The sequence below is a fragment of the Pseudogemmobacter lacusdianii genome, assembly GCF_030848395.1.
GTDB lineage: Bacteria > Pseudomonadota > Alphaproteobacteria > Rhodobacterales > Rhodobacteraceae > Pseudogemmobacter > Pseudogemmobacter lacusdianii.
In genome coordinates this window covers 109,815-134,547 of sequence record NZ_JAVDBT010000003.1, presented here as the reverse complement: position 1 = coordinate 134,547, position 24,733 = coordinate 109,815, and the positions used below count along the sequence as shown (strand labels likewise).

The window sequence follows — 24,733 nt, the reverse complement described above, 5'->3', positions numbered from 1 at the left end:
GGCATGGATGACCTTGCCCGCCGCGTGACCGAGATCTTGGCGCAACAAGCGTTGGTTGATCCCTCGTCTTTGCGTCTTGAGGATGATCCGGCGGCGATTGGGCTCGATTCCCTTGGCATGGTCGAGGCGATCTTCGTGATCGAAGAAGAGTTTGGCATCTCGGTGCCCTTCAACGCCAACACCCCGGATCAGACGGATTTCGACATTTCCTCTGTGGCTTCCGTGGTGGCGGGGGTGCGGCGGCTCGTCTCCGCAAAGGGCTAAGATGCGCCGGGTTGTGATCACCGGAGCTGGAACGATCAACGCCTTGGCGCATGATGTGCCGGGCACGATCGCGGCTTTGCTTGCCGGGCAGAGCGGCATCGGCCCTTTGCAATTTCGCGATGTTGAACGTCTCAGCATCCGGATCGGCGCGCAGATCCGCGACTGGCCGGGCATTGCCGGGATGACGGCCCGAGAGGCCTCGCTTTGGGATCCCTTCACCCGCTATGCGATTGCTGCGGCGGATGAGGCGGTGGCGATGGCGGGGCTTTCGCGCGATGAACTGGCCCCGGCGGGGGTGATCCTTGGCACTGCGGCGGGCGGCATTGCCACTTGGGAAGACAATTACCGCGCCGTCTATGCCGAGGGGCGCGACCGCGTGCCGCCGCTGACAGTGCCACGCCTGATGCATAATGCGGCCCCGTCGCATATCTCGATCCGGCACGGGCTGCGCGGCGCCTCCTTCTCGGTCTCCTCGGCCTGCGCCAGCGCCAATCACGCTTTGGGTTTGGCCTTCCGCGAGGTGCGCGAAGGCCGCGCGCCGGTGATGTTGGCAGGTGGGGCCGAGGCGATGTTGCTTTTCGGTGGCCTCAAGGCTTGGGAGGGGTTGCGGGTCCTTTCCCCGGATGGTTGCCGCCCCTTTGATGCCCGCCGCAACGGTATGGTGATGGGCGAGGGCGCCGCGATCTTCGTGCTGGAAGAGGCGGGCCATGCAAAAGCGCGCGGCGCGATGCGATTGGCCGAGATCGCCGGGTTTGGCATGACGGCAGATGCGGCGGATATCGTTGCACCTTCGGTCGAGGGGGCCGTGGCCGCGATGCAGGCAGCACTGCGCGAGGCGGGGCTTTCCCCGCAAGAGGTGGCTTATGTGAATGCGCATGGCACCGGCACCCAAGCCAATGACCGGGCCGAGGCGGCGGCGTTGCGCCAAGTCTTTGGCGCAAGCGGGCCTGCGGTCAGCTCCACCAAAGCCGCGCATGGCCATGCCATTGGCGCAACCGGCGCTTTGGAGCTTTTGGCCGTAATCGCCGCGCTGCACAAAGGCCAAATCGCGCCCACTTTAGGCTGCGAGTCAGTTGATCCAGATTTTGGTGTGGACATCGTGACTGGGGCAGCGCGGGCGGCATCGGTCGGGGCGGCGCTGTCGAACTCATTTGCTTTTGGAGGCCTAAACGCCGTCCTGGCGCTGAAACGCATCCCCTGAAAAGCAAACAGCCCCCATAAAGGGGGCCGCAGCTTTCGTCTAAGATCCAAGGATCACTCGGCCGCAGGTGCCTCGGCCGGAGCAGCGGCTTTCGCGGCCTCATCGGCGGCTTTATTGGCTACAGTCACAGCATCAAGACCAGCCGTGAAGCCTTTCAGCGAGGCGGTCAGCGAGACTTTCTGGTCAGGTGCGACGACCGGGATGATGCTCAGCACGGCATTGTTGCCTTTTTTGAACATCGCCACTTCTTCGGCGGTGAAGCCCAGACGGGCGACGCAGCCGATGCTGGCGCAGAAGGTGAAGGGATAGGCGCGCGGTGTGTTGCTGTCGACTTGGATCGTCACGCCAGCACCCAGCAGGGTTTCAAGCGGAGCGATGAAGGTCGCGCCGGCAACAGCCGGACCTTGGCCGCCTTCGGGCAGGTTGAAGAACGACAGCTCGGCCACGGACTGGCCGGTCTCATCCTTCAAGAGCAGATAGAGCTGGCAAGGATCTGCAGCGGCTCCGGTTTTCACGCAGCGCTGGTCCCAGCCCTCAAATTTAGCGGCGACGTAATTGTCACCCACCGCCGGTGCGCCACCGCCAACAGCAGCCCCCATCGACAGGCCATCATTCGAGGCACCATCTACAACAACAGCAGGCGCCTCAGCAGGGGCGGCCTCTTGGGCGAAAGCTGGCAGGCCAAGCCCCAGCGACAAAGAAAAGGCCAAAGCGGAAAAATGGAATTTGGTCCTGGTCATGCTTGATCCTTTGAACGGACGAAAGACGGCCACGGTTGGCGCGGAAAGCGCGGCTGACCGGGTTGGCGGTTAGGTAGCATGGCGCATTTGCGCTGTCAGGTCATAAAAGCGCGAGGCTGATCGCAGAAGCTACAGCCTCAATGGCCAAGCATGGGGTGGGCAAAAATATAAAGGGCCGGAGTTGCCGGCCCTTTATGCGTCATTCTTTGCTCCCTGTCGGACTGGCCGACTTAATAAAGGTGACGCTATTGTGCTTTTTACAATGCGTCAACGAGTTTCTTATCTCGTGTATTTCAACAAAATCAGGGGCAACACGCGGCGCCTGCGGGACCTTGGCGACCTCTAACCGGTGCCAGAGCTGTCAGGCAGATCAAGCGAAGTTCGGGATGGCAGCTGCGGCTGAAGCGGATAGTCTAGGGCGCGACGCCGGGGCTGGTCCTTTGGCAAATCGCGTTCAGTCAGGGGGTTTAGGTGAGCGAAGACACAGCAATTTTCGTGGGCGGCGGTGGCGAGGGTTACGGCGCGCCGCAGCAGCTTTTGCTGAAATATGGCAACCGGCACGGGCTGATCGCAGGTGCCACCGGCACAGGTAAAACTGTGACTCTGCAAGTGCTTGCCGAAGGTTTTTCGGCCGCTGGGGTGCCGGTATTTCTGTCGGATGTGAAGGGCGATCTCTCGGGCCTTTGCCAGCCAGGCGACGCCAGCGCCAAGACGCATGGCAGCTTTATGTCGCGCGCTGAGACCATCGGGCTTGATCTGCAATACCGCGCCTTTCCGGTCACTTTTTGGGACCTTTACGGCGAGAAGGGCCATCCGATCCGCACCACCGTGGCCGAGATGGGCCCGTTGCTCCTCAGCCGCCTTTTGGAGCTTTCAGACGCGCAAGAGGGCGTGTTGAACGTGGCCTTCCGGCTCTCGGATGATGAGCGACTGCCGCTGTTGGATCTGAAAGACCTGCAAGCGCTGCTGACGTTCATTGCCGATAATAACGACGCGGTCTCCAGCCGTTATGGGCTTTCGAGCAAAGAATCGATCGGTGCGATTCAGCGCCGGCTTTTGGTGCTGGAAAACCAAGGCGGGGCGCGGCTTTTTGGCGAGCCGGCTTTGGATCTCGCGGATCTGATGCTGCAGGATGCCTCGGGCGCGGGCCGGATCAACGTCTTGGCCGCCGACAAGCTGATGCATTCACCGCGGCTTTACGCGACCTTCCTTCTGTGGCTGCTGTCCGAGCTTTTCGAGACGCTGCCCGAGGTGGGCGATCCGGATAAACCCAAGCTCGTGTTCTTCTTTGACGAGGCGCATCTCCTCTTCCAAGATGCGCCTAAGATCTTGGTGCAAAAGGTGGAACAGGTCGCACGGCTGATCCGCTCAAAGGGCGTTGGGGTTTATTTCATCACCCAAAACCCCGGCGATGTGCCCGATACGATTCTTGGCCAATTGGGCAATCGCGTGCAGCATGCTTTGCGCGCCTTCACCGCCAAGGACCAAAAGGATCTGCGCATGGCAGCGCAGAACTACCGGCCGAACCCGCGCTTCGCCATTGAAGATGCGATCCGCGACGTTGGCACCGGCGAGGCGGTGACCTCGTTCCTTGAGGCCAAAGGCATTCCCGGCATCGCCGAGCGCACCTTGGTGCGTCCGCCCTTCAGCCGCCTTGGCCCTTGCGAAGAAACCGCACGGGCGGCCAGCTTGGCCAATTCTCCGGTGGCGGGGAAATATGACACGGCGATCGACCGCGACAGCGCCTATGAGATGCTCCGCCGTCGTGAAGAGGCCGCCGCTCAGGCCGCCGAGGAGCCGCCCGCACCGCCTGCGGGTGGCGGGTTGCAACTCGATGCACGAGAGTTCCGCCAAGCCCGCCGCTATGACGGCAAAGGTTACAGCAGGGCCGAGGCTGAGCAGGCCCCGAAGCCGCGCAGCCGCGCGCGGCAGTCGGATTCGATCACCGAGACTTTTGCCAAATCCTTCGCCCGGCAATTGGGCACCAAAGGCGGCCAAGCCTTGGTGCGCGGTGTCTTGGGCACGATCTTCGGCAAACGCTAAGGCCAAGCGGCCGATCCCATCGCGGGGTCGGCCTTTTGCGCTACAGGTTCAAAGCGGCCGCATCTTCAGCTTGGTGATACGGTTTTCGCGCCGTGTCAGCACGGCAAAGCGGAAGCCGTGGAAGATGAAGACCTGACCTTCGGTCGGGATCATCTGCGCCTCATGGATCACCAGACCGGCGATCGTATGCACCTCATCATCGGGCAAAGACCAATCCATCGCCCGGTTGAGATCGCGGATCGTCATCGCGCCGTCGACCTCATAGCTGCCATCCTCGCCGCGCTTCAGCCCGGCATCGCGGGAGACAAGGTCAAACTCATCGGTGATCTCGCCGACGATCTCTTCCAAGATATCTTCCAGCGTGATCAGGCCCTGCAGGGTGCCATATTCGTCCACCACCAGTGCAAAATGCGTGCGCCGTTCAAGGAAGGCACGCATCTGCTCATCGAGACTGGTGGTCTCGGGGATGAAATAGGGCTTCATCGCGACTTTGAGGATGTCGAGCGAGGCAAGCCCATCCGCTGGTGCATCGGGGCCGCGCAGCAAAGGGTCAACGGCGCGCAAAAGATCTTTGGCATGCAGCACGCCAAGGATCGTGTCATCACTGTCGCGGAAGATCGGCAAGCGGGTGTAGCGGGAGGCCAGCACTTGCGTCAGGATCCGGTCAGGCGGCAGATCGGCGTCGATCATCTCGATATGCTGGCGGTGGCGCATGATCTCTTCGACGGTGCGCCCTTGCAGCTCAAGCGCGGCCAGCATCCGGTCACGGTCGTCTTTCTGCATTGCCCCGCCGGAATGGCCCAAGGCGATCGCACCGGCGATATCCTGGCGCAGGCTTACGCCATCACGGGCCTCGCGGTGCAGCCGGTCGCGGTTGGTCCAGAGCAGAGCGGTAAGGCTTGCAAGCAAAAGAACCGACAAAAGCGGCACAGCATAAGAGGTCATGGGCAGCCTTTAGGGTCAGCTTTTGCGCGCAAGCGGGTGATGGGTCAGGACAAGCTCTTTAAGATGCTCATCCAGCACATGGGTGTAGATCTCGGTGGTGGCGACATCGGCATGGCCAAGGAGGGTCTGGATCACCATCAAATCGGCACCATGCGCCAAAAGATGGGTGGCAAAGGCATGGCGAAGGCGGTGCGGGGTGACCAGCGCCGGGTCGATTCCGGCCAAAGCGGCAATGTTCTTCAGGGTCAGAAACACCTGCTGGCGCGTCCAAAATCCTTCTTTGCCCTTGGACGGAAAGAGGTATTTCGGCACCGGCTTGCCCTCAGTTCGCAGCCTTGTGGCCTCGGCATCAAGATGGCCAAGCCATGCGTTCACCGCCTCGCGCGCCGGGGCGGAAAGCGGCACCAGCCGTTCTTTGTTGCCCTTGCCGCGCACCAGCATCATCCGAGGATCGCCCCGGACCGAGGCTTGGGGCAGGGTGCATAGCTCGCTCACCCGCAGACCGGTGGCGTAGAGCAGTTCAACCATCGCCAAAGCGCGCAGCCGTTCAGGCGGGGTGCGGCCATAGCGCGAGGCGGCGTCAAGAAGCGCTTTGACCTGATCTTCCGAAAGCGTGCCCGGCAGGCTTTGTTGCCGCCCCGGACCGCCGATCCGCAGAGCGGGGTTGTCAGCCCGCCAACCCTCATCAAAGGCAAAGCGGAAGAGCTGGCGGATCGAAGAAAGCCGCCGGGCACGGGTGGATTTGGAAAGCCCCTGCGCGTCGCAATAGACAAGGTAGTCCTCAACGGCCTCGCGCGGCAGGGTGGTAAGCTCAAGCCCGCGGCCCTCTGCCCAAGTTGAGAAGTCCAAAAGATCGCGGCCATAGGCCAGCTGCGTGTTACGGCTTGCGTCAGAGTCAGCGGCAATCGCGGCAAGGAAAGTCGAAATCCACCGCGCGGCCTGAGGTGGAGGCGTCGCAGCCATCAGCCGCGCCGCTCCAAAAGCATCAGCTCTAAAGCCGTGCGTCGAGCGGTTTCTTCAAGCTGCACTTTGCGAAACAACGACAGCCCTTCAGTGACGCCGCGCAGATTGCCCTGCACCCCATCGGAAATCTCGTCAATCGCCGCCAAGATCGCCTCGCCCAGCCGGTCACCGTCCAAAAGTGCTTGCGCATTGGCCGAAGGCTGGGGGGTTGTAAATGCGGGCGCAATCGCACGGGCAAGCCGGTCCGGCGGCACAACGCCTTGCAGCTCGCCCAAGGCAAGCGCGATCAAGAAAGCCTCATGCGCGTCATGCGGTTGATGGTTGCGCGCCACGGCCTGATAGTCAGGAGAGAGCAGCCCAATGCGGAAGGCGATCTCGCCTGCCTCGCCGGGTAGGTCCATTGCGGCAAGGGCAGGGCCGTAGAGCATGGCAAAGGCCACCTCCAGCTCAACCTCTTGCATGCGGGCCCAGACCACCGGCAGGCTTTGCTCAATCTTGTCCCGATCTTGCGCGCCAAAGGCATTGTCGAAGTCTTGGAAGGCCGCAACTCGCTCCCACACCCCGCCCGAAGCGGAAGGGCTGCGTTCGGTGTAAAGCCCCAAGATCACATTGGGGGCGATGGTGCCAGCGGCCGTCAGCCGCTCGGCCGCCTCGATCTGGGCTTTCCAGCCGAAATTGGGGTTGATCTCGGCATAGGCAAAAGCCACCGGCAAGTTGGCCGTCGAAAGCGGCTCACCGATGCCTTCAAACATTTTCCAATCCAAAGGCGTGACCGGCATTGGCGGGCGCGGAACCGGCTCACCTTCATAAAGGTCGGGGTCAAGGAAGCGGCCCATCAATCCAGCTTGGTCATGATCGACCTGGCCCAGAGCCTCGGCGGTTTGCAAGGTGACGGCGGCGGCGTCCCATTCGCCGCTGCGGGCCAGGCAGAAGACCCGTCCTTGCAGCGTGGGCGCAAGGCTTGGGTTTTGCATCATCCGCTCGCAAGCGCGGTCTTCATGGCCGGTCAGCAAAGCCACGTCAAAGGCACGGCGAAAGAGGTCGGGCGATTGGGCTTGGTCGGCCAGTTCGATCAACGCTGCCGCTTGTTCCAAAGCGCCAAGCTGCAACAGTTTATCAACGCGGGCTTGCAAGAGAACGCCCTTGCCGCCGCTGTCGATGGGCGCGGCGGCTTCTGCCAAAAGGAGGGTCAAAAGCAGCTGGCGCTGTTGCGGCAGGCTGTCCATGCGGTCGCGGGTGACGGCTTGCGCCACCTCGACCGTCAGTCCAACGCCCCAGATGCGCTTAGGAAACCCCGAGACCGCAGGCGAGATCAGCCCCACCGCATCCGGCGTCGGCCCATCCAGTGAGGTCGTGGCCACGGCCACGGGCAAAGCGCCGGACCTACTGACAGGCGGCTCATTGGGATTGCGCTCGGGCGCACGGGCGGCACCAGATTCGACAGGAGGCGCGCTGAGCCGGCCTTTAGGTGCAGCGGATACCGTCCCCTTGGCAGGGGTGGTCACCGATTGCGACAGCCAATCAATGGCCGAAAGCGGATCCCCGCGCTGCGCGCCTGCGGGCGTGCAGACCATCGCCAAAGCGAAGCTTCCGCTCAGCCAAAACCCCGGTTCAATCCGCATCAAGCACCACGGGTTTGCGTATCTCCACCTGCTCGGGGCGCAGATCCCCCAGATAGGCATAGCCGGTGAGGGCCACAAACCCAAGCACGGCGAGAATAAAAACTGCCTTGATGATGCGCCCCATGTGCCCGTTTCCTTGTTTTTATCGGTTCTGCTTTGGCCTTGCCTGCACCAGTGCTTGCTGGAATGCAACAGAGGCCTTGTGCGGAATATATATGGCTTTCTGGCTGACTTCACGCCATTCAGGGAGAAATTTACCGCGCGTGGCGCGCCTGATCGCCGCGTGGCAGTTGTGACAAGGATTAAGGATGCGGCTCAAAAAGACCGTGGTGTTGGTGGGCATGATGGGGGCGGGCAAAACTGCCGTCGGGACGGCGCTTGCGCGCCTTCTGAATGTCGAGGTGCTGGATTCGGATGAGGAAATCACCCGCGCCGCCGATCGCAGCATTGCCGAGATCTTTCAGCGCGACGGTGAAGCCTTCTTTCGTGACCGCGAATATGAGGTGATTGGCCGTCTGTTGCGCAGCGCGCCGGCGGTGCTTTCGACCGGCGGCGGCGCCTTCTTGGCCGAGCGCAACCGCGATCAGATCCGCGAGTTTGGCGTCTCGGTCTGGCTGCGCGCGGATCTCGATCTGTTGTGGAGCCGGGTGCGGCACAAGAACACCCGGCCATTGTTGCGCACCGCCAATCCTCGCCAGACCCTGACCGAGCTTTATCACGCGCGGCAGCCTTTCTATGAGCTGGCCGATCTTGTGGTGGATTCGACCCCGGAATACTCGGTCGAGGAGATGGCAGAACGCGTGGCGCAGGCCCTGCGCAGCCGCTCAGACGTGATGGAAGAGGCGTGACGATGACCAATAGGGTACGGGTGGAACTTGGCGCGCGTGCCTATGACGTGCGCATTGGGTCGGGGCTGATCGCGCGCGCCGGAGCCGAGATCGCGCCCTTGCTGCGCCGCAAGCGCGTGGTTGTGGTCAGCGATGCGACCGTCGCGGCTTTGCATCTGCCAGCGCTGACGGCGGCTTTGGAGGCCCAAGGCATCGCGGTGTCGGCGCTGAGCTTGCCGCCCGGTGAAGCGACGAAAAGCTGGCAATATTTCTCGCAATGTGTCGAATGGCTCTTGGAGCAAAAGGTCGAGCGGCGCGATGTGGTGGTGGCGCTTGGCGGCGGGGTGATTGGCGATCTCGTGGGCTTTGCCGCCGCCGTTTTGCGGCGTGGGGTGCGCTTTGTTCAAATCCCTACCTCGCTGCTGGCGCAAGTCGACAGCTCCGTCGGTGGCAAGACCGGCATCAACACCGCGCAGGGCAAGAACCTTGTCGGCGCCTTCCATCAACCAAGCCTTGTGCTGGCAGATATTGACGTGCTGCAAACCTTGCCACCGCGCGATTTTCTGGCCGGTTATGGCGAGGTGATGAAATACGGGCTTCTGGGCGATGCCGCCTTCTTCGACTGGCTTGAAGCGGAAGGCCCGGCCTTGGCCGCAGGCGATGCGGCGGCACGGCTGCGCGCTGTCACCCGCTCGGTTGAGATGAAGGCCGGGATCGTCGCACGGGATGAGACGGAAGAGGGCGAGCGCGCGCTTTTGAACCTTGGCCATACCTTCTGCCATGCGCTGGAGAAGGCCACCGGTTACTCTGATCGGCTCTTACATGGTGAGGGCGTGGCGATCGGCTGTGCTTTGGCCTTTGAGCTTTCGGCCCGTCTTGGGCTTTGCTCGCAAGAAGACCCAAGCCGGCTGCGCGCGCATCTGCGTGCTATGGGCACCAAGGTGGATATCCGCGACATCCCCGGAGATCTGCCGGGCCCAGAGGCTTTGCTCGAGCTGATGGGGCAAGACAAAAAGGTCATCGACGGCCAGTTGCGCTTCATCTTGGCGCGCGGGATCGGTCAAGCCTTTGTGGCCGAAGATGTGCCGCGCGACCAAGTCTTGCGGCTTTTGCAAGACGCGATGGCCTAAGGCCAGATCCCCCACGACAACATGCAAAAACGCCCCCGGAGTATCCGGGGGCGTTCTGCGCTAAAGGGGCGGCCATGAAAGGGCCATCGCTTTAGCGGCGGGCAAGCCGTTACGGCGCCACATAGGCCGGGAGGGCCTTCAACGCGTCTTTGGTCATCGGCACATAGGCGCGCATGTCACCATCGGTGTTTTTGTAGATATGGACCTGATCGGGGTTCAGCGAGACGCGGTGTTCGCCCATCCCAAGGAAGCCACCCACATCGGTGATGATGCCAGTCACCTTATTGTCGGCGCCAATCACCACATCGGCGATCTCAGCGACATCATTGCCCTCGGCGTCATAGAGATTCACGCCTTTCAGCTGATCGGCGGTCACGGTGGCGAAATCAGCCATGCTGTAGCCCTCGGGGGCGACGATGGTGACAGCGGGATCACCTGCGGTCGCGGCAGGAGCCGTGGTGGCAGGAGCCTCGGTGGTTACCGGCGCCTCGGTTGCTTCGACGGCGGGCGCCGCAGGGGCAGGGGTTGCCTCTTGGGCAAAGGCCGGCAGACCCAGGGCCATGACACCAGTCAGTGCGATCGCGGAAACGGTATACTTACGCATGTTCAACTCCACATAATGAGCAACTGAGTTACCCTTCGTGGAAAGCAAACCCGACGGCGTGGCGATCGTTCCGCTGTGAGTTGCGTCCTTGGCTATGGCGGAAAGTTCTTGCCGATTGACGGCATTTGCATCAGCGAAACCATGCGCAGCCGGGCAATCCCTGGCATCCGTCTGGGAACATACGCGCCTCATAGCGATTGTGCGCGGCCTCCTTTTGGCCTGAGCAAGGCGACCCAATAGCGCTGGAGGCTCTTACAAGGCGTCGCCGAAGCCTTGCCCCTATGCCTCGCGGCCCGCGTGCTAAAGGCCCCAATGATGCCACTGCCAGTTTACACAGGTGGCACTTTGCTCCGGCAAACGCACCCAAGGGGGCTACAAAAGACAATCCGCAGCGCGCGCGGGGCGAGCTGCGGATATTTGATTACAGTCGCGCTTAAGCCTGTGTCACCCAGCCGCAGCGAGGCAATCTTTGGGGCCAATTCACCCCGAGCCGCGCTTTAGTTTTGCGCAGGGCTCTCAGCCTCGGCGGCAGGTGTCACACTCGGACGCACGGCGGTCACCTCAATCTCCACCAGCCATTGCGGATGGACCAAGGCATCCACGATCATGGCAGAGCGAGAGGGCAGGTTGGGTTGAGCTTCGGTGCCGAAGAACTGGGTATATCCCTCCATGAAGCCCGAGAAATCTGCCGGTTGACCATCGGGGGCGACCAAAAAGACCTGCATCTTCACCACATCCCCCATCGTAAGGTCGAGGTCCTTCAAAGTGGCCTCAATGGTGGTGAGCACAGAAATGGTCTGGGTTTTGGTGTCGCCCCAAGCCTCGGCTGTGGCGGGATCGGCATCCGCTTTGGCAACCGCGGGCACAACCCCGCTGAGGTAGACCGTGGTGCTGCCACCGGGAACCTCCACCGCACGGGCAATCGGGAAATCCGAGCCCGGCGTTTTGTGCCGCACGACGCCTTCGGCCAAAGCCGGGAAAGCCAGGACGGGGAGGGAAGCGACCATCGCTGCCAGTGCCAGAGTTTTCCGCATGGATCTTGTCCTTATCAACTATACTATAACAGAGCCGAGAGAGGGGACGCGCGCAGTGACGCTGCGCGCGCTTTGAAGCCTCGGTGAAGCCTCGTATCAGGGACGACAGGTTACCAAGTGCGGATGTCAGCGACTTCTGCCGCTGTCAGCTCTTCGTCGTCGTAGGCATTGCCGAGATTGGTCCGCACATAGTTCACCACTGCGGCGATCTGCTCGTCATCCATAACATCGCCCAAGGGGGGCATCGCCTTATAGCCTTTGATCACCCATTGCGCGGTTGCTTCCTTGCTGCCCACAAAGTCGCTTTTTGCAAGCGGCGGATAGGCCGCCGCACCGACCGCACCCACACCATCCGGCATATGGCAGCCCGAGCAAATCGCATTGTAGATCTCTTTGCCTTCGCGCTGCGGAAGCGTGGGCGCGGTGCCGCTTTGCACAAAGTCTTGCCCGAAAGCGGCGCTTTGCGACATGAGGCCAACGGTTAAGACGACGGTGAAGAATTTGAGTTTCATGGTGTTCTTCCCTTTCTTCACATCAAGCCGCAGTGACGATTTTGTGCAGCCGCTCAATCGCGTTCAACGCCGAGAGAATGGCGCCCTCCTGCCAGGCCGGCAGATATGAGATATGCTCGCCCGCCATCAGCGTGCGTTGGTCCATCTTGCAGGCATTGTCGTAATGCGCCTCTTGGTCACGCCATTCGCCATAGCAGCCCAACGTCCACGGAACCCTGTGCCACGCGACGGTCACGCCGTTCGAATACTCATCGCGATATTGCTTGTGGATCATCTCACCATATTTCAGGGCAATCTCGATCCGCTCTTCCGCAGGGATGGCGTTGAACTGGTAAGAGGCCGCGCCCCATGAATAAGCGCCAAGCAAAACGCCGGGCCCTTTGCTGAGATAATCATTCGAAGGATAGGAAATCAGCGTGATCGGCGTGTCGGTATAGCTGATGCCGCCATAGATATGCTCATCCTCTTCCCAGAACCGACGCTTAAACTCGAGCCCGACTTTGATCGAGGATGCATAGGGGACGCTGTCGATCGCCTCCGTCATTTCACCGCTGAAGTTGTGCTCGATCTGGCTCAGCACCGAGAAGGGGATGGTGCAGATGCAATAATCCGCCGAGACAGTTTTCTCTGCCGTGCCCCCATTGCTGTCGACATAAGTCGCGCTGACCCCTGTCTCGCTACCTTCGATCTTGATGACCTTTGCGTTGTAAGTGATCAGATCTTTGACTTCGCGCTCAAAGCCTTGCGCGATCATATCCATACCGCCGACGGGCTGGAAAATTCCCGCTTGGTGGTCAATAGATTCGCCGGTGATCAAATCCTGCCAGAGCCGGCCTTGCAGGATATCTGACAGTGAAATGATGTCCGACGGCTCGCCTTTTGCATCCACACCACCGCCAGGCTCTTTCGCCCAGCCGCGATAGATCGAGGTGGCGTCAGATTTCACATAAGCCAGGTTCTCGTCCAAAACGCCGTAGCGCTTGAGGGATTCCACCAACAAGGCCGCGTCATCATCGGTCAGCGGGCCGTCGAGCTTCTTTTGGTCGACCGCTTTGGCCAAAAGCTCCGAAATCTGACCGCGGTAATCGGCTTGGATCTCTTTGAAGCGCTGCGGCTTGCCGCCAAAGGCTTGGCTGTTGTGCAGATAGGCATTGTAGTTTTGCTGGATGAAGGGCTCAAGCTTCACGCCAAAGCGGCGGCAATAATCAAGCACGGCATAATGGTCAGAGGGGATCCGCCAAGGGCCCGCGTTCAGATAGTTACCTTCGGTGAACTTGACCTCTTGCTTGAAACCACCAAGCTCGGTGTAGGTTTCGCCCCCGCGCAGCGTCCAGCAACGGCCACCGGCTTTCTCGCGGTATTCCAGCACTTGCACCTTATAGCCCGCATTGTGCAGCTCCAGCGCCGCCGTCAGGCCGGCAAGCCCCGCACCGAGGATCAGGACAGAGGTTCCCTTCGGATCACCCTCAAGCTTGATCGGGCCCTTGTAATTAGAGGTCCCCGCAAGGCCCATACCGGCCATCGCCGTGTACATGGCCGATGCCCCCGCCGCGAGGCCGATCATCGTTAGCACGCCCCTGCGTGTCATCCCGCTTATGTGATCTACCATTTTTACATCCCTGTTCTGAAAGGCGCGTCTGGCTTAAAACAATTGGCTCAACAGAGGTCGTGAATCAGGGCGTAACCTTAGCGGAACGCTTGAGATGGCGACCCCAGTGAGGGATAACGCGGAGACCGCGAAAAAGTTCCGATGTCAGCTCTGCAAGCCCTCGATTGCCAAAGGCATCCCGCGCAGCCGGGGGCTGGTCCGACCCAGTCGCGAAAACTGCCATCACTTTGAAGGAATCAACTTCCGCGGCAAGGAATCCGTGCTTCGGGGCGGCCTAAGCTTTGCTCGTGTTCCGGAAGCGTTCGATTCGAATAAGTGTGCCACCGTTACTAGGTCAGCGCAGGTGATTTCGCGCCCATTAAACCCGGCTTCATCGAAGCTGCCATCTCACACAGATCAAGTCAGAGGATGAGGCCGATCCCGTACGCGAACATGTTGATACGCCCGGCGGCAGTAGGGGCGCAGGTTCTCGGGGGGATTTCAGAGGATTAGGCATGATGGGAACCTGCACCATTCCGCATCGACAAAGCGCAAAAGCCCCGTTAGACGCGGGGCAATCTTTGGGGCCTTTCAGCCGCCGTCTTTCCGGTAAGTCTTTGGGAAGATTTGCTTCCTTCGCAGGAAGTGGTTGGCTGGGGCGCCAGGATTCGAACCTGGGTATGGCGGTACCAAAAACCGCTGCCTTACCGCTTGGCGACGCCCCAACCGTGAGGCGGTATCTAGCTAAGTGGTCTGGGGACTGCAAGGGGGTGTCTGGGAAAAAATGAGGAAAAGTATGTGGGATGTTATGGTGTTGGGTGCAGGGGCCGCTGGAATGGCCGCCGCAGTCGAGGCCGGACGGCGTGGGCGCAGGGTTCTGGTGGTGGATCATGCTGCAAAAGTCGGGGAAAAGATCCGAATCTCGGGTGGGGGGCGGTGCAACTTCACCAACCTCGGGGTCTCGGCTGAGAAATTTCTTGGGCGAAATCCAAGGTTTGCGATTTCTGCGCTGAAAAGGTTCACGCAGTGGGACTTTATCGCGCGAATCGATTCGGCAGGAATCACTTGGCACGAAAAAACCCTCGGACAGCTCTTCTGTGACGGGCCTTCGACTCAGGTTATCGACATGCTCCTGCGCGACATGGCCGATTCTGGCGTGACGCTTTGGACTGGATGCGAGTTGGGCGCGGTCACCAAGGACGGTGACATCTTCCGGGTCGAGACCAAGCGCGGCGTGCAAGAGGCGCGGGCGGTGATCGTGGCCACTGGCGGCAAGTCGATCCCGAAGATGGGAGCGACGGGCTATGGTTATAAGATCGCCGAAAGCTTTGGCCTGCCGCTGACCGAGACGCGGCCGGGCCTGGTGCCTTTGACCTTTGCCGAGCAAGAGCTGGAATGGATCAAGCCTTTGGCGGGCGTCGCGGTGCAGGGCCGGGCGACAGCGGGCGGCAAGACCTTCCCCGAGGCGGTGCTTTTCACCCATCGCGGGATTTCGGGCCCGGCGATTCTCCAGATCTCCAGCTACTGGCGCGAGGGCGAGCCGATCAGTCTTGATCTTTGCCCCGGCACCGATCCGGCAGCGCTTCTGCGTGAGGCTAAGCGGACGGCGGGGCGCAGCCAGCTGGGCACGGCTTTGGCGCAAATCGTGCCGGAGCGGCTGGCCAAGCACCTCGCCGAAGTTTTCCAAGAGCGCGGTCCAATGGCCGAGCTTTCCGGCGCGCGGCTTGATGCCATTGCGGCTGGCTTGCGCGATTGGCGGCTGATGCCGGTCGGCTCAGAGGGTTATCGCACGGCTGAGGTCACTCTGGGCGGCGTGGATACCGATGCACTGGATGCGCGGACCATGCAGGCCAAATCGGTGCCGGGGCTCTATTTCATCGGTGAGGTGGTGGATATCACCGGCTGGCTTGGCGGCTATAACTTCCAATGGGCTTGGTCGAGCGGTTGGGCCGCAGGGCAGGTGGCCTGACGTTAAGAAAAAGGGCCGGGGAATGCCCGGCCCTTTTAACTTCATGATTCGCAAGGGCTTAGACCCGCAAAGGATTGGCCTTCGCCAGCCGGTCAAACGCCATCAGCGTCTCGACCAAAGCCGCCATCTCATCCAGCCGCACCATATTCGGCCCGTCCGAGGGCGCGCGGTCGGGGTCTTCATGGGTCTCGATGAACACGCCCGCAATGCCGATCGACACCGCGCAGCGCGCCATCAGCGGCGCAAATTCGCGCTGCCCGCCCGAGCTGCCGCCCATGCCGCCGGGTTGCTGCACCGAATGGGTGGCATCCATAATCACCGGATAGCCGGTGCGCGCCATGGTGGGCAGGCTGCGCATATCGGCGACAAGTGTGTTATAGCCAAAACTCGCGCCACGCTCGGTCAGCAGGATCTTATCATTGCCGGTGCTGGCGACTTTGTCGGCAACATTGGGCATGTCCCAAGGGGCGAGGAACTGGCCCTTTTTGATGTTCACCACCGCGCCGGTCTTGCCGGCGGTCAGCAAAAGATCGGTCTGGCGGCAGAGGAAGGCCGGGATCTGGATCACATCCACCACCGTAGCCGCCTCACGCGCTTGCGCCTCATCATGGATGTCGGTCAGCACCGGAATGCCGGTGGCGCGGATCGTCTCAAGCACCTTGAGCCCGGCTTCCATCCCCATGCCGCGCCGCCCGGAAAGCGAAGTCCGATTGGCTTTGTCATAGCTCGCTTTGAACACATAAGAGGCCCCAGCCGCCGCGCAGGCCTCGGCCATGCGGCCTGCGATCATCTGCGCATGGTCAAGGCTTTCCAACTGGCAAGGCCCCGCAATCACCGTCAAAGGCAAATCATTGCCGCAGGCCAAGGGCCCAATCTTTACCGTCTTCATCATCATTTCCTTAAGCCGAGACCTGTTCGCGCAGGATCGATGCCGTCATCGAGATCATCAGATATATGCCCAGAAGAATAAGCATGGTCACGAGCGTATTCTCAAAGGCGCGCGGATAGGCAGGGGTGTCCGAGGCGATGGGCTCCACCGAAACCGCAAGATAGCGCACTTGGCGGCTGGCTTCGATGCGCGAATTCTCCATTGCTTGCAGGCTTTGCGCCAGCATCATCTGCCGGGTTTGCACATCGGCCTGCGCGATCAAAAGCTCACCTTGGATATGGGCGAGAGACTGGCCATCCACACCACCATCGGTCAATTTCGCGCGCAGAATGGCGATCTGCTCTTCCAAAGTGGCGATGCGACGCTTCACCGGCTCCATCCGGGCTTGGTTGGGGGTGGTGTTCGACTCCATTTGGGCAAGGCTCAGCCGCTCTTGTGTCAACTGCGTCTCCAAGGCAGCGATCTGCTGGGTCAAAAGCGTGACCTCAACCTCTGAGGAGAGGACTTTGAACTTCTCTTGCAGATCGATCACGCGCCGTTGCGCGGCCAAAACCTCGGCTTGCGCGGCCTCATAGGTGTTTTGCGCATCCAGCATGGTGTTGTCGCGCTGGCGCTTGGACATATGGTCAACTTGCTCTTCGGCGTAGCTGACCAGCTTTTTCGACCATTCCACCGCAAGCGCCGGATCTGGGGCGATGACCTCCATCTTCACCAGGCCTTCGCTCTGGTCGTAAGAGATCACCATATGCTTGCCGTAAAGCTTATAAGCGGCGTCCTCGCTCGCGTCGGTGGCAAGGCGCTGTACGGGGTCGATCGTATCGGCTTCGAAGGCGGCGCGGAATCCGACATCCTGCTCAAGCCTCTGCATCGCACCTTTGGACATCAGGTAGCTCTGCACCGTGATCGAATCTTGCATATTCGCGGCAGGAGTGCCGGTGAGCAGCCCACCAAGACCCGCAGCCGCCGCAGGTTCGGCGGTCTGGATGATGAATTCGGTCTTAGTGGCGTAAAGCGGGGTCGCCACCACGGCGAAATACCAAGCGGCAATCAGCGTCGGCAGGCCGATGAAGACAAACATCCGCGCGGCCAGAAGCGTGAGTTTCTTTTTGCGACGCCGGGCGATCTGCTCCTGCATCTTCAGGATTTCGGCAGCGTGATTCACCTCGGCGCGCTGCTCGTTTGAGGGCAGTTGCATTGGCCTGATCGTCTGGGGCAGGCGCACGCCGTCTCCCGGCAGGGCCGTCAGCGCACGGCTGGGGGCGGCAGCTGTGTCAGCCGCAGTTGCCGGTTCATCGGGCTCAGCCGACACCATGTCCAGCATCGAGGTGCGTTGGAAAGGATCAACCCCGGCTTGCCGCAAAAGCCGCACGGCATCAAAGTCTGATGTTGCGGGCAGATTGTGGCGCTGCGCCAGCCGCCGCGCCATGCGAAGCTGCCGCCCGGTAAGGCCCTCTTTACGGATCGCATCCAGCTGGCCTTCAGCTTCGGCACCGTTCATCGGGCGGACGAGCGATGTGCGGGCGGGCGATGTGCGGGCGCTGGGTGCTGCGGCCGCAGCACCCGGGAAGACCTGATCGCCAAACCCATCATCATGGGTGGCAAAGGGCATATCATCGCCGCGCGCCGCTGCCGCCAAAGCCTCCGCGACCGGGCGCTTCACAGGTGCCGATGGCGCGCGCGCGGCGGGCTCGGGGCGGCGGATGTTGTACCGGGCTGCCTTAAGCTGAGTAGTCATAGAGGCGTTTCGCTTCTTCGAGGGTGTCGAACATATAAAGCTGGCCATCTTTCAAGACCGCCGCCTGCCGACAGAATTTCTCAAGCGTCTGCGCTTGATGCGAGACGATGACAACGGTGGCATGTTTCAGTCGCTCGCGCAGCAAGCCGCCGGCCTTGCGGTTGAACTCAACATCGCCGGTCGAGGGCATGCCTTCGTCGATCAGATAGATGTCGAAATCCAAGGCCAGCATCAGCGCGAAAGTGAAGCGCGATTTCATGCCAGACGAATAGGTGCTGACCGGCATTTCGAAATATTCGCCAAGATTGCACAGCCAGCGGCAGAAGCTTTCGATGTAATCGGGGTCTAGCCCATAGAGCTTGGCAATATAGCGAGAATTCTCCAGAGCCGATTGCTTGCCCGCAATGCCGCCCATGAACCCCAAGGGGAAAGACACCCGGCTGGTGCGGGTGATCGCTCCCTCATCGGGCTGTTCCAAGCCTGCCATCATCTGGATGATCGTGGTCTTGCCGGTGCCATTCGGCGCCAAAATCCCCAAAGAGCGCCCCAGCTCTACCCGGAACGAGGCATTGTTGAGGATCACCTTCCTGCGGGTGCCGGTCCAGAACGATTTGGAGACATTTCTAAATTCAATCATGTCTGTGATTGCGGGCGATGCGCTTTCCCTTGCGCGGCCCGCCTCTTTCCTGCCCGATGCCGCATCCAGATGCGCAACCTTACTGCCTCAATCACCGTTACACTGCGCCGCAGAGCCAGCCCTCCCCAAAGCCTTGTGATGCAGAGGGCCTCTAGGGTTGGCTTATAAAGATCTAGGCTGCCTTTGGGGCCGCATTATGTCTGCCTTCAACGGGCACGACAATGAAAAGCTTATTGCGTGATGTCAGCGGGGTAACGGGTGAGGCTGCTTATCCCCGCCAGTGGTTTGCAGGACCGGGCGGCGGCGGTGCTGCGCGGGGTAGGGCGGCGGCCAGCGCACCCGCCAAAAGCGAGAGCGCCAGCCCCAACCGCGCCGCCTCTTGCATCGCGCCTCCGGGCAGCGATGAGGAGATCGCGATCGCTGGCACTGTGAAGCCCATCGCCAGCACCAATGCGATGCGCCCCAGATCGCCCAGAGTGATCGTCTCGGGCAGACGCAGGCCGAAAGCACGGATCAACACAAGCCCTGCGAGCAGCATCCCCAAGGGCCGCCCGATCCACATTGCCCCCAGCGTGACCCAAGTGGTGGGCGCAAAGGCTTGCAGGTCAATGCCGCCGCGGATCAGACCAAAGAGGAACAGAACCGCCACCAAGGGCCAAGCCAAAAGCTGCACCAGCCGGTTCAAAGGATCATGCAGCAGATCCTCGGCCTCGGCGAAAAGGCCAAAGCTGCGATTGGCATGGGCGATGGCCGGGATCACTGGCAACAGCCCCAAAGCCGCCGGCATCCCCGAGGCCGCCGTGCCAAACCACGACAGCGCCCCGGCAATCAGATAGGGCCAAAGCGCTTGGCCGGCGCGCTTTTGCCGCTCGCTCGCTTTGGGACCTGCGGCACGGCCGTAAAGCGCCCAGACGGTCAGGCTGGCAAGCAGCGGCAGGGCAAGCCACAAAAGCCGCAGCGAGAGGTTGGGATTGCTCAGACCCAGCACCAAAAGCGCCAGAATATCGGTGGTGATCCCAAGCAGCAGCAAAAGCTGCAAGGCCGGATCACCGGGCGCAAAAAGCCGCCGCCCGACCAGATAGGCCAGCACCAGATCGCTGCCCAAAGGCACCGTCCAGCCTTGGCCGAAACTCGCCTCCTCGGCGGTCTCAATCGCGGCTTGCAGCACAAGCCAAACGGTTCCCGCGCCGATCATGCCGCCAAGGCTAAGGCCCAAGGGAAACACCGCCCCGCGCCCGGCCAAAGCGCCGCGCTCCAGCACCAAGGATTCCCACAACTCTTTGGCGATAAAGAAAAAGAAAAAAGCCATCAGCATATCGGCCACCACCATAAACGGGGTGATCGACACCGTGCCGCGCCAAATCCATTGCGGCAAAGCGAACTGGGCCAGATGCCATTCGATGAAATCATAATAGCTGGCCGGGTGCAGGTTCACCCAAGTCGTGGCCACCAAAATGCCCATAAGCAGGGCCAGCCCCAAAAGGCCAACAAAGCGCGAGATCCGATACATGATACCTGCCGATGCTTCTTTGGCCTTGGGTAGCGCGCCACGGGGGGGCGCGACAAGCCGGTGGCCTGCAATGGCTGGTCAGGTGTTGCAACCAAGGACCAAGCCTTATCTCTTCCTTACCCCCTTGGTTACGCGGCGACGGGGCATCTTCCCCTTGCCGCAGCCCGCGCGCCGCAATAGGGCGAGGGCATGTCCGCCGCGCCCGGATCTTTAGACCCGCCACAGGCCAAAGCTTGCGCCCTTTGATGGAGGCCCCATGACCGTTGTAACCTTGCTTGATGCCGCCCATGCCGCCGTCTCGGCCAATCCCGAGGATGAGACCGCCCGCCTGCGCTTTTACGAAAGGCTGGCGGATGGTGAGTTGTTCATCCTGCTTGAGCGTGAGGCCGAGGGCGACACGCTAGAGCCGCGTATCTTTGAGGTGGAAAGCGGCCGGATGGTTCTGGTCTTTGACCGCGAAGAGCGGCTGGCCGAGTTTTCCGGCGGGGTCGCGCCTTATGCTGCTTTGCCGGGCCGGGTCTTGGCGGGTATGCTGAAAGGGCAAGACATCGGCATGGGGGTGAACCTCGATGTGGCGCCCTCGGCCATGCTCTTGCCGCCCGAGGCTTTGGATTGGCTGGCTGAAACCTTGGAAGGCGGGCCGGAAGAGGCCGAAGCCATGCCGGAGCGTTTCATGGCGCCTTCGGTGCCGGAAAATGTGCTGACCGGGCTCGATGCCAAACTCGCGCGGGCTGAGGGTCTGGCGACGGCAGCCGTGCTTTGCGGCGTCGTCTATGGGGCAGCGGAGGGCGCGGCAGCACGGCATGGCCATGTGCTGGCTTTTCTAGATGCCGCCGAAGGGGCTGAACCGGCTTTGGCCCGCGCGGTCCGCGAAGCCTTGGTCTTTTCGGGCGTCGAGCTGGGTGAGTTGGACGTGGTGTTCCTTGCCTCAGATGAGCCCGCCGCTGCGGCGATGGGCAAGATCGGTTTGCGCTTTGATCTGACCCGTCCGGAAAGCCATGAGGTCAAACCGCCCCGCGCCGCGCCCGGCTCTGATCCCGCCAAGCCGCCGAAGCTACGTTAGGCCAAAGGCGGCCGCATTCCGCTGCGCGGCGCATAAAAACTTGGGGTATCATGATACCGCAATTATAAGTCATTGTTTTTACTTGATTTATTCTTTTGTGCCACGCTTGACCTGATCCTATCCATCAGCGATAAGCCCCCCATCCGAATTCACGGGGGCATGTTGCCTCTTTTTCGTTGGGACTCACGATGAAAACCTTCACCGCTACTCCGGCGGACATCGAGAAGAAGTGGATCCTGATCGACGCTGAAGGCGTCGTTCTGGGCCGCCTCGCTACGATCGTCGCCAATATCCTGCGCGGCAAAAACAAGCCGACCTTCACCCCCCACATGGACATGGGTGATAACGTCATCATCATCAACGCTGACAAAATCCAGATGACTGGTAAAAAGCGTGATGAGAAGGTGTACTACTGGCACACCGGCCACCCGGGTGGCATCAAGCAGCGCACCGCACGTCAAGTGCTGGAAGGCAAGTTCCCCGAGCGTGTCGTGACCAAAGCTGTTGAGCGTATGATCACCCGTCACAGCCTGGGTCGTCAGCAGATGACCAACCTGCGCGTTTACGCAGGCGCCGAGCATCCGCATGAAGCGCAGCAGCCGACCGTTCTGGATGTCAAAGTCCTGAACCCGAAAAACACCCGGAGCGCGTGATCATGTCCGATATCAAGTCTCTCGACGACCTGAAATCCGCCGTCGGCTCCGCCACCCCGGCTGCTGCCGTGGCTGCTCCGCGTGAGCCGATGCGCGACAAACTGGGCCGCGCCTATGCAACCGGCAAGCGTAAAGACGCTGTCGCCCGCGTTTGGGTGAAGCCGGGTTCGGGCAAGTTCCTGATCCGCAACAACAAGGGCGAGTACGTCGACTACACGCTCTACTTCGCACGTCCGGTTCTGCAGATGATCCTGCGTCAGCCGTTCCAAGTTGCAAACGTTGAAGGTCAATTCGACGTTTACGCAACCGTGGCTGGCGGCGGTCTCTCGGGCCAAGCTGGCGCTGTGAAGCACGGCATCTCGAAAGCTCTGCAGCTTTATGAACCCGCTCTGCGTGGCGCTCTGAAAGCCGCTGGCTTCCTGACCCGCGACAGCCGCGTCGTCGAGCGTAAGAAATACGGTAAGGCGAAAGCCCGTCGTAGCTTCCAGTTCTCGAAGCGCTGATCTGTACGATCTTCTTTGGAAAAGGCCCGCTTCTGCGGGCCTTTTTCTTTTGCACATCAAGGGTTAGCCTGCCGCAACTTCAGGAGGAATGCAGATGAAGGGTTATTGGATGATCCTTGGCACCGCGGTGACGGATGCCGAGGCGCAGGCCGAATATGGGCGGCTTTGGGCACCGATTGCCGCGCGCTATGGCGCAAAGGTGATCCGCGAAGGCGGCCCGCAATTGGCCGAGGCGCGGCAAGACACGACGCGTATGCTCTTGGTGGAATTCGCCGATCTCGCGACGGCGCAGGCTTGCTTCAATGATTCGGACTACAAGGCGGCGGCGGCCCTCACACATAAAGCCTCGAGCCGGGATCTTGTGATCTTTGCGGGCAATCTTTGACGGTGAGCCGGGGCTGACCTCAGATTACTGAAACAAAAAAGGGGACCGGATCTCCGGCCCCCAGGGTCTCGGGGTAACCTCGGGATGGGGCTGAACCTCGGCTCAGGCGACCCAAAAGGGCTTGGCGATCTCAAGCGCTGCGACAGCGGGAGCCATGCCAATATCCTGCAATTGCTGCTCAGTCAGCCGCGCCAGCGCCTGGCGTGAGCGGCGACGCTCCTCCCAGTTGGCAAGCGTAAGACCGGCGGTGACCAGCAGGCGCGACAGCGGCGGCAGCTTGGTCACCGGATGCAGGGCAAGGCTATGCGAGGCTGTGCGCGACATGGACCTCTCCTTTGTGTTGATACAAAATCGAAAACTGTGTAAATGTATCATAGCAATCCTACCAGCATCCGCGCCAGAGGTACTTTGTGACTGATACAAGTTGGCAGCCAGATCTGAGTCAATATCCTGGTACAAAGTACCTTGGCTTAAGCCGCGCCTTGCGCGATGCCATCCGGTCTGGCGAGCTTCCGGCGGGAAGTCAGTTGCCAACGGTACGCGACCTGGCGTGGCGGCTACACCTGACGCCCGGAACGGTGGCGCGGGCCTATCAGCTGGCCACACAAGAGGGGCTTTTGGCAGCCACTGTCGGGCGCGGCACCTTTGTCGCAGCACAAATGCCCCGACTCGGACCGACACAATCTCTTTATAATGAGCGGATTGTGCCGGGCACCCCGAACCTTATTGATCTGCGCCCGCCGCAAGTGCCCGACGTTGGGCAGGCCGAGGCCTTTCGCAACACCTTGTCCGCCATGGCAAACGAGATGGATGCCTCATGGCTTGATTACACCAGCCAGCGCGCCGAGGCGCCCTTGCGGAATGAGGTGGTGAAATGGCTCGGTGATCGCAGCCTGGGCCCATTCTCGGCCGAGGATATCGCGCTTTCGGCAGGCGGGCAGAATGCGCTTGGTTTGATCTTGGACTGCTGCCTGCGCGGCGATCGTCCTGCAGTGCTGATCGAAGAGCTGGCCTATCCCGGCTTTCGATACTCTGCCCGCGCCGCGCGCGCAGATGTGGTGGGGATTGAGATCGACGAACACGGCGTCATCCCGGCGTCGCTTGAGGCTGCTTGCCGGCGCCACTCGGCGCAAGTTCTATGCCTGACCACCGAAGCGCAGAACCCAACCACTGGCCGTATGCCCTTGGATCGGCGTGTTGAAATCGCCAATATCGCCCGGGCCTTTGATCTGCAAATCATTGAAGATGATTGCTATTCCGTGGCCGAAAGCGACATTCCTTCGCTGCGCGCTTTGGCGCCCGAGCGGGTCTGGATGGTCGGTTCGGTCTCTAAAACCATCTCTGCCGCTCTGCGCTTTGGCTATATCGTTTGCCCCACGGGCATGGGCGAGGCGGGGCGCTTGGCGGCGCAACATGCCTCCTACGCGCTGCCGCGCCCGGTATCCGAGATGTGTCTGCGGCTTTTCGCCAGCGGTGAGGCGGCGGCGATCAAGGCGCGGGTGCAGGCCGAATTTGCCGAGCGATTGCAGCTAATGGTCAATCACTTGGGCACTTTCGATCTCAGCTGGCAACCCGGCGTCCCATTCGTTTGGCTTCGCATGCCGATGGGCTGGCGCGCCTCGGCCTTCACCCGCTACGCCGAGGCCGAGGGGGTGCTGGTACGCCCGGCCGATGAATATGCGCTGATCGGCGGCAAGGCCCCCAATGCCGTGCGGCTCGCGGTGGCAGGGGCGATCCCACGGCCCGAGTTCGAGGCTGGGCTTGAGACCTTGGCCCGGCTCTTGCGCAACCCACCGTCGGATCTTGCGGCCTAAGCCCCAAACCTTAGGGATTTTGTGGCGAAATTGACTCATCCAATGGACTTATCTGCGCGAACACGGTGAGTTGCGTTGACGGTAACGGCAGCACCCCCTCAG

Annotated in this window: 24 protein-coding genes, 1 tRNA gene and 1 pseudogene; 11 read left to right on the top strand and 15 right to left on the bottom strand. The window is 61.3% G+C overall.

Annotated features, from left to right (window positions below):
• Positions 1-3 precede the first annotated feature (3 nt).
• A complete protein-coding gene (locus Q9295_RS03845) occupies positions 4-264 on the top strand; it encodes an acyl carrier protein (RefSeq protein WP_306679181.1) in 261 nt (86 codons plus the stop codon).
• A 1-nt stretch (position 265) separates the two neighbouring features.
• Positions 266-1,465 (top strand): beta-ketoacyl-[acyl-carrier-protein] synthase family protein, encoded by a 1,200-nt coding sequence (locus Q9295_RS03840; protein WP_306679180.1) that lies wholly within the window; start codon positions 266-268, stop codon positions 1,463-1,465.
• A 53-nt stretch (positions 1,466-1,518) separates the two neighbouring features.
• On the opposite strand, the gene Q9295_RS03835 is transcribed toward Q9295_RS03840, so the two are convergent.
• On the bottom strand, positions 1,519-2,205 hold the full coding sequence (locus Q9295_RS03835; protein WP_306679179.1) for an invasion associated locus B family protein: 687 nt from the start codon (positions 2,203-2,205) through the stop codon (positions 1,519-1,521).
• Positions 2,206-2,676: 471 nt separating this feature from the next.
• Between Q9295_RS03835 and Q9295_RS03830 the strand changes: the two genes are divergently transcribed.
• On the top strand, positions 2,677-4,248 hold the full coding sequence (locus tag Q9295_RS03830; RefSeq protein WP_306679178.1) for a helicase HerA-like domain-containing protein: 1,572 nt from the start codon (positions 2,677-2,679) through the stop codon (positions 4,246-4,248).
• Between the two features lie 48 nt (positions 4,249-4,296).
• On the opposite strand, the pseudogene Q9295_RS03825 reads toward Q9295_RS03830, so the two are convergent.
• The 4 genes and pseudogenes from Q9295_RS03825 to Q9295_RS03810 all read right to left on the bottom strand — a co-directional run.
• Positions 4,297-5,079: pseudogene (locus Q9295_RS03825) on the bottom strand (transporter associated domain-containing protein); the annotation flags it as partial.
• A 129-nt stretch (positions 5,080-5,208) separates the two neighbouring features.
• Positions 5,209-6,156, bottom strand: a complete 948-nt coding sequence (locus Q9295_RS03820; RefSeq protein ID WP_306679177.1) for a tyrosine recombinase — start codon at positions 6,154-6,156, stop codon at positions 5,209-5,211.
• Complete coding sequence (locus Q9295_RS03815; RefSeq protein ID WP_306679176.1) at positions 6,156-7,778, bottom strand: hypothetical protein; 1,623 nt, start codon at positions 7,776-7,778, stop codon at positions 6,156-6,158. The genes Q9295_RS03820 and Q9295_RS03815 overlap by 1 nt, the downstream gene beginning before the upstream one ends.
• Complete coding sequence (locus Q9295_RS03810) at positions 7,768-7,902, bottom strand: hypothetical protein (protein WP_306679175.1); 135 nt, start codon at positions 7,900-7,902, stop codon at positions 7,768-7,770. The genes Q9295_RS03815 and Q9295_RS03810 overlap by 11 nt, the downstream gene beginning before the upstream one ends.
• A 184-nt stretch (positions 7,903-8,086) precedes the next feature.
• On the opposite strand from Q9295_RS03810, the gene Q9295_RS03805 reads away from it, so the two are divergent.
• Positions 8,087-8,626, top strand: a complete 540-nt coding sequence (locus tag Q9295_RS03805; RefSeq protein WP_306679174.1) for a shikimate kinase — start codon at positions 8,087-8,089, stop codon at positions 8,624-8,626.
• 2 nt (positions 8,627-8,628) lie between these two features.
• Positions 8,629-9,735: a 3-dehydroquinate synthase gene (gene aroB, locus Q9295_RS03800; protein WP_306679173.1), complete on the top strand. Its 1,107-nt coding sequence runs from the start codon at positions 8,629-8,631 to the stop codon at positions 9,733-9,735.
• A 109-nt stretch (positions 9,736-9,844) separates the two neighbouring features.
• On the opposite strand, the gene Q9295_RS03795 is transcribed toward aroB, so the two are convergent.
• The 5 genes from Q9295_RS03795 to Q9295_RS03775 all read right to left on the bottom strand — a co-directional run bounded on the left by Q9295_RS03795 (position 9,845) and on the right by Q9295_RS03775 (position 14,198).
• Positions 9,845-10,339 (bottom strand): PRC-barrel domain-containing protein, encoded by a 495-nt coding sequence (locus Q9295_RS03795; RefSeq protein ID WP_306679172.1) that lies wholly within the window; start codon positions 10,337-10,339, stop codon positions 9,845-9,847.
• A gap of 497 nt (positions 10,340-10,836) precedes the next feature.
• Positions 10,837-11,373 (bottom strand): RidA family protein, encoded by a 537-nt coding sequence (locus Q9295_RS03790; protein WP_306679171.1) that lies wholly within the window; start codon positions 11,371-11,373, stop codon positions 10,837-10,839.
• Positions 11,374-11,483: 110 nt separating this feature from the next.
• Positions 11,484-11,885, bottom strand: a complete 402-nt coding sequence (locus tag Q9295_RS03785) for a c-type cytochrome (RefSeq protein ID WP_306679170.1) — start codon at positions 11,883-11,885, stop codon at positions 11,484-11,486.
• Between the two features lie 22 nt (positions 11,886-11,907).
• Positions 11,908-13,494 carry a flavin monoamine oxidase family protein gene (locus Q9295_RS03780; protein WP_306679169.1) on the bottom strand — a complete coding sequence of 529 codons (1,587 nt, stop codon included), beginning with the start codon at positions 13,492-13,494 and terminating at the stop codon, positions 11,908-11,910.
• 629 nt (positions 13,495-14,123) lie between these two features.
• Positions 14,124-14,198 (bottom strand) — tRNA-Gln (locus tag Q9295_RS03775).
• A gap of 71 nt (positions 14,199-14,269) precedes the next feature.
• Between Q9295_RS03775 and Q9295_RS03770 the strand changes: the two genes are divergently transcribed.
• Positions 14,270-15,442 (top strand): BaiN/RdsA family NAD(P)/FAD-dependent oxidoreductase, encoded by a 1,173-nt coding sequence (locus Q9295_RS03770; RefSeq protein ID WP_373457422.1) that lies wholly within the window; start codon positions 14,270-14,272, stop codon positions 15,440-15,442.
• Positions 15,443-15,500: 58 nt separating this feature from the next.
• Here Q9295_RS03770 and kdsA read toward each other — a convergent pair whose 3' ends face one another.
• The 4 genes from kdsA to Q9295_RS03750 form a co-directional block, all read right to left on the bottom strand.
• Complete coding sequence (kdsA, locus tag Q9295_RS03765) at positions 15,501-16,331, bottom strand: 3-deoxy-8-phosphooctulonate synthase (protein WP_306679167.1); 831 nt, start codon at positions 16,329-16,331, stop codon at positions 15,501-15,503.
• Between the two features lie 10 nt (positions 16,332-16,341).
• Positions 16,342-18,066, bottom strand: a complete 1,725-nt coding sequence (locus tag Q9295_RS03760) for a KpsE/RkpR family capsule polysaccharide export protein (RefSeq protein WP_306679166.1) — start codon at positions 18,064-18,066, stop codon at positions 16,342-16,344.
• Complete coding sequence (locus tag Q9295_RS03755; RefSeq protein WP_306679165.1) at positions 18,050-18,703, bottom strand: ABC transporter ATP-binding protein; 654 nt, start codon at positions 18,701-18,703, stop codon at positions 18,050-18,052. Before Q9295_RS03755 ends, Q9295_RS03760 begins: the two co-directional genes overlap by 17 nt.
• Before the next feature lie 268 nt (positions 18,704-18,971).
• On the bottom strand, positions 18,972-20,213 hold the full coding sequence (locus Q9295_RS03750) for a Na+/H+ antiporter NhaA (RefSeq protein WP_306679164.1): 1,242 nt from the start codon (positions 20,211-20,213) through the stop codon (positions 18,972-18,974).
• 256 nt (positions 20,214-20,469) lie between these two features.
• Between Q9295_RS03750 and Q9295_RS03745 the strand changes: the two genes are divergently transcribed.
• The 4 genes from Q9295_RS03745 (at position 20,470) to Q9295_RS03730 (ending at position 22,817) form a co-directional block, all read left to right on the top strand.
• Positions 20,470-21,276, top strand: a complete 807-nt coding sequence (locus Q9295_RS03745; RefSeq protein ID WP_306679163.1) for an SseB family protein — start codon at positions 20,470-20,472, stop codon at positions 21,274-21,276.
• Positions 21,277-21,464: 188 nt separating this feature from the next.
• Complete coding sequence (gene rplM, locus Q9295_RS03740; protein ID WP_306679162.1) at positions 21,465-21,929, top strand: 50S ribosomal protein L13; 465 nt, start codon at positions 21,465-21,467, stop codon at positions 21,927-21,929.
• Between the two features lie 2 nt (positions 21,930-21,931).
• A complete protein-coding gene (gene rpsI / locus Q9295_RS03735) occupies positions 21,932-22,432 on the top strand; it encodes a 30S ribosomal protein S9 (protein WP_306679161.1) in 501 nt (166 codons plus the stop codon).
• Positions 22,433-22,526: 94 nt separating this feature from the next.
• Positions 22,527-22,817 carry a DUF1330 domain-containing protein gene (locus Q9295_RS03730; RefSeq protein ID WP_306679160.1) on the top strand — a complete coding sequence of 97 codons (291 nt, stop codon included), beginning with the start codon at positions 22,527-22,529 and terminating at the stop codon, positions 22,815-22,817.
• Between the two features lie 102 nt (positions 22,818-22,919).
• On the opposite strand, the gene Q9295_RS03725 is transcribed toward Q9295_RS03730, so the two are convergent.
• The gene (locus Q9295_RS03725) at positions 22,920-23,141 is read right to left on the bottom strand and encodes a DUF1127 domain-containing protein (RefSeq protein ID WP_306679159.1); all 222 of its coding nucleotides are present in this window, start codon (positions 23,139-23,141) and stop codon (positions 22,920-22,922) included.
• 86 nt (positions 23,142-23,227) lie between these two features.
• On the opposite strand from Q9295_RS03725, the gene Q9295_RS03720 reads away from it, so the two are divergent.
• Entirely contained in the window at positions 23,228-24,631 is a 1,404-nt protein-coding gene (locus tag Q9295_RS03720) for an aminotransferase-like domain-containing protein (protein WP_306679158.1), read from the top strand.
• The last annotated feature ends 102 nt before the right edge of the window (positions 24,632-24,733 follow it).

Excerpts from the sequence above, each read along its gene's own strand:
- Q9295_RS03845 (WP_306679181.1), top strand. The coding sequence starts at position 4 with ATGGATGACCTTGCCCGCCGCGTGACCGAGATCTTGGCGCAACAAGCG.
- Q9295_RS03840 (WP_306679180.1), top strand. The coding sequence starts at position 266 with ATGCGCCGGGTTGTGATCACCGGAGCTGGAACGATCAACGCCTTGGCG.
- Q9295_RS03835 (WP_306679179.1), bottom strand. The coding sequence starts at position 2,205 with ATGACCAGGACCAAATTCCATTTTTCCGCTTTGGCCTTTTCTTTGTCG.
- Q9295_RS03820 (WP_306679177.1), bottom strand. The coding sequence starts at position 6,156 with ATGGCTGCGACGCCTCCACCTCAGGCCGCGCGGTGGATTTCGACTTTC.
- Q9295_RS03815 (WP_306679176.1), bottom strand. The coding sequence starts at position 7,778 with ATGCGGATTGAACCGGGGTTTTGGCTGAGCGGAAGCTTCGCTTTGGCG.
- Q9295_RS03810 (WP_306679175.1), bottom strand. The coding sequence starts at position 7,902 with ATGGGGCGCATCATCAAGGCAGTTTTTATTCTCGCCGTGCTTGGGTTT.
- Q9295_RS03805 (WP_306679174.1), top strand. The coding sequence starts at position 8,087 with ATGCGGCTCAAAAAGACCGTGGTGTTGGTGGGCATGATGGGGGCGGGC.
- aroB (WP_306679173.1), top strand. The coding sequence starts at position 8,629 with ATGACCAATAGGGTACGGGTGGAACTTGGCGCGCGTGCCTATGACGTG.
- Q9295_RS03795 (WP_306679172.1), bottom strand. The coding sequence starts at position 10,339 with ATGCGTAAGTATACCGTTTCCGCGATCGCACTGACTGGTGTCATGGCC.
- Q9295_RS03790 (WP_306679171.1), bottom strand. The coding sequence starts at position 11,373 with ATGCGGAAAACTCTGGCACTGGCAGCGATGGTCGCTTCCCTCCCCGTC.
- Q9295_RS03785 (WP_306679170.1), bottom strand. The coding sequence starts at position 11,885 with ATGAAACTCAAATTCTTCACCGTCGTCTTAACCGTTGGCCTCATGTCG.
- Q9295_RS03780 (WP_306679169.1), bottom strand. The coding sequence starts at position 13,494 with ATGGTAGATCACATAAGCGGGATGACACGCAGGGGCGTGCTAACGATG.
- Q9295_RS03770 (WP_373457422.1), top strand. The coding sequence starts at position 14,270 with ATGTGGGATGTTATGGTGTTGGGTGCAGGGGCCGCTGGAATGGCCGCC.
- kdsA (WP_306679167.1), bottom strand. The coding sequence starts at position 16,331 with ATGAAGACGGTAAAGATTGGGCCCTTGGCCTGCGGCAATGATTTGCCT.
- Q9295_RS03760 (WP_306679166.1), bottom strand. The coding sequence starts at position 18,066 with ATGACTACTCAGCTTAAGGCAGCCCGGTACAACATCCGCCGCCCCGAG.
- Q9295_RS03755 (WP_306679165.1), bottom strand. The coding sequence starts at position 18,703 with ATGATTGAATTTAGAAATGTCTCCAAATCGTTCTGGACCGGCACCCGC.
- Q9295_RS03750 (WP_306679164.1), bottom strand. The coding sequence starts at position 20,213 with ATGTATCGGATCTCGCGCTTTGTTGGCCTTTTGGGGCTGGCCCTGCTT.
- Q9295_RS03745 (WP_306679163.1), top strand. The coding sequence starts at position 20,470 with ATGACCGTTGTAACCTTGCTTGATGCCGCCCATGCCGCCGTCTCGGCC.
- rplM (WP_306679162.1), top strand. The coding sequence starts at position 21,465 with ATGAAAACCTTCACCGCTACTCCGGCGGACATCGAGAAGAAGTGGATC.
- rpsI (WP_306679161.1), top strand. The coding sequence starts at position 21,932 with ATGTCCGATATCAAGTCTCTCGACGACCTGAAATCCGCCGTCGGCTCC.
- Q9295_RS03730 (WP_306679160.1), top strand. The coding sequence starts at position 22,527 with ATGAAGGGTTATTGGATGATCCTTGGCACCGCGGTGACGGATGCCGAG.
- Q9295_RS03725 (WP_306679159.1), bottom strand. The coding sequence starts at position 23,141 with ATGTCGCGCACAGCCTCGCATAGCCTTGCCCTGCATCCGGTGACCAAG.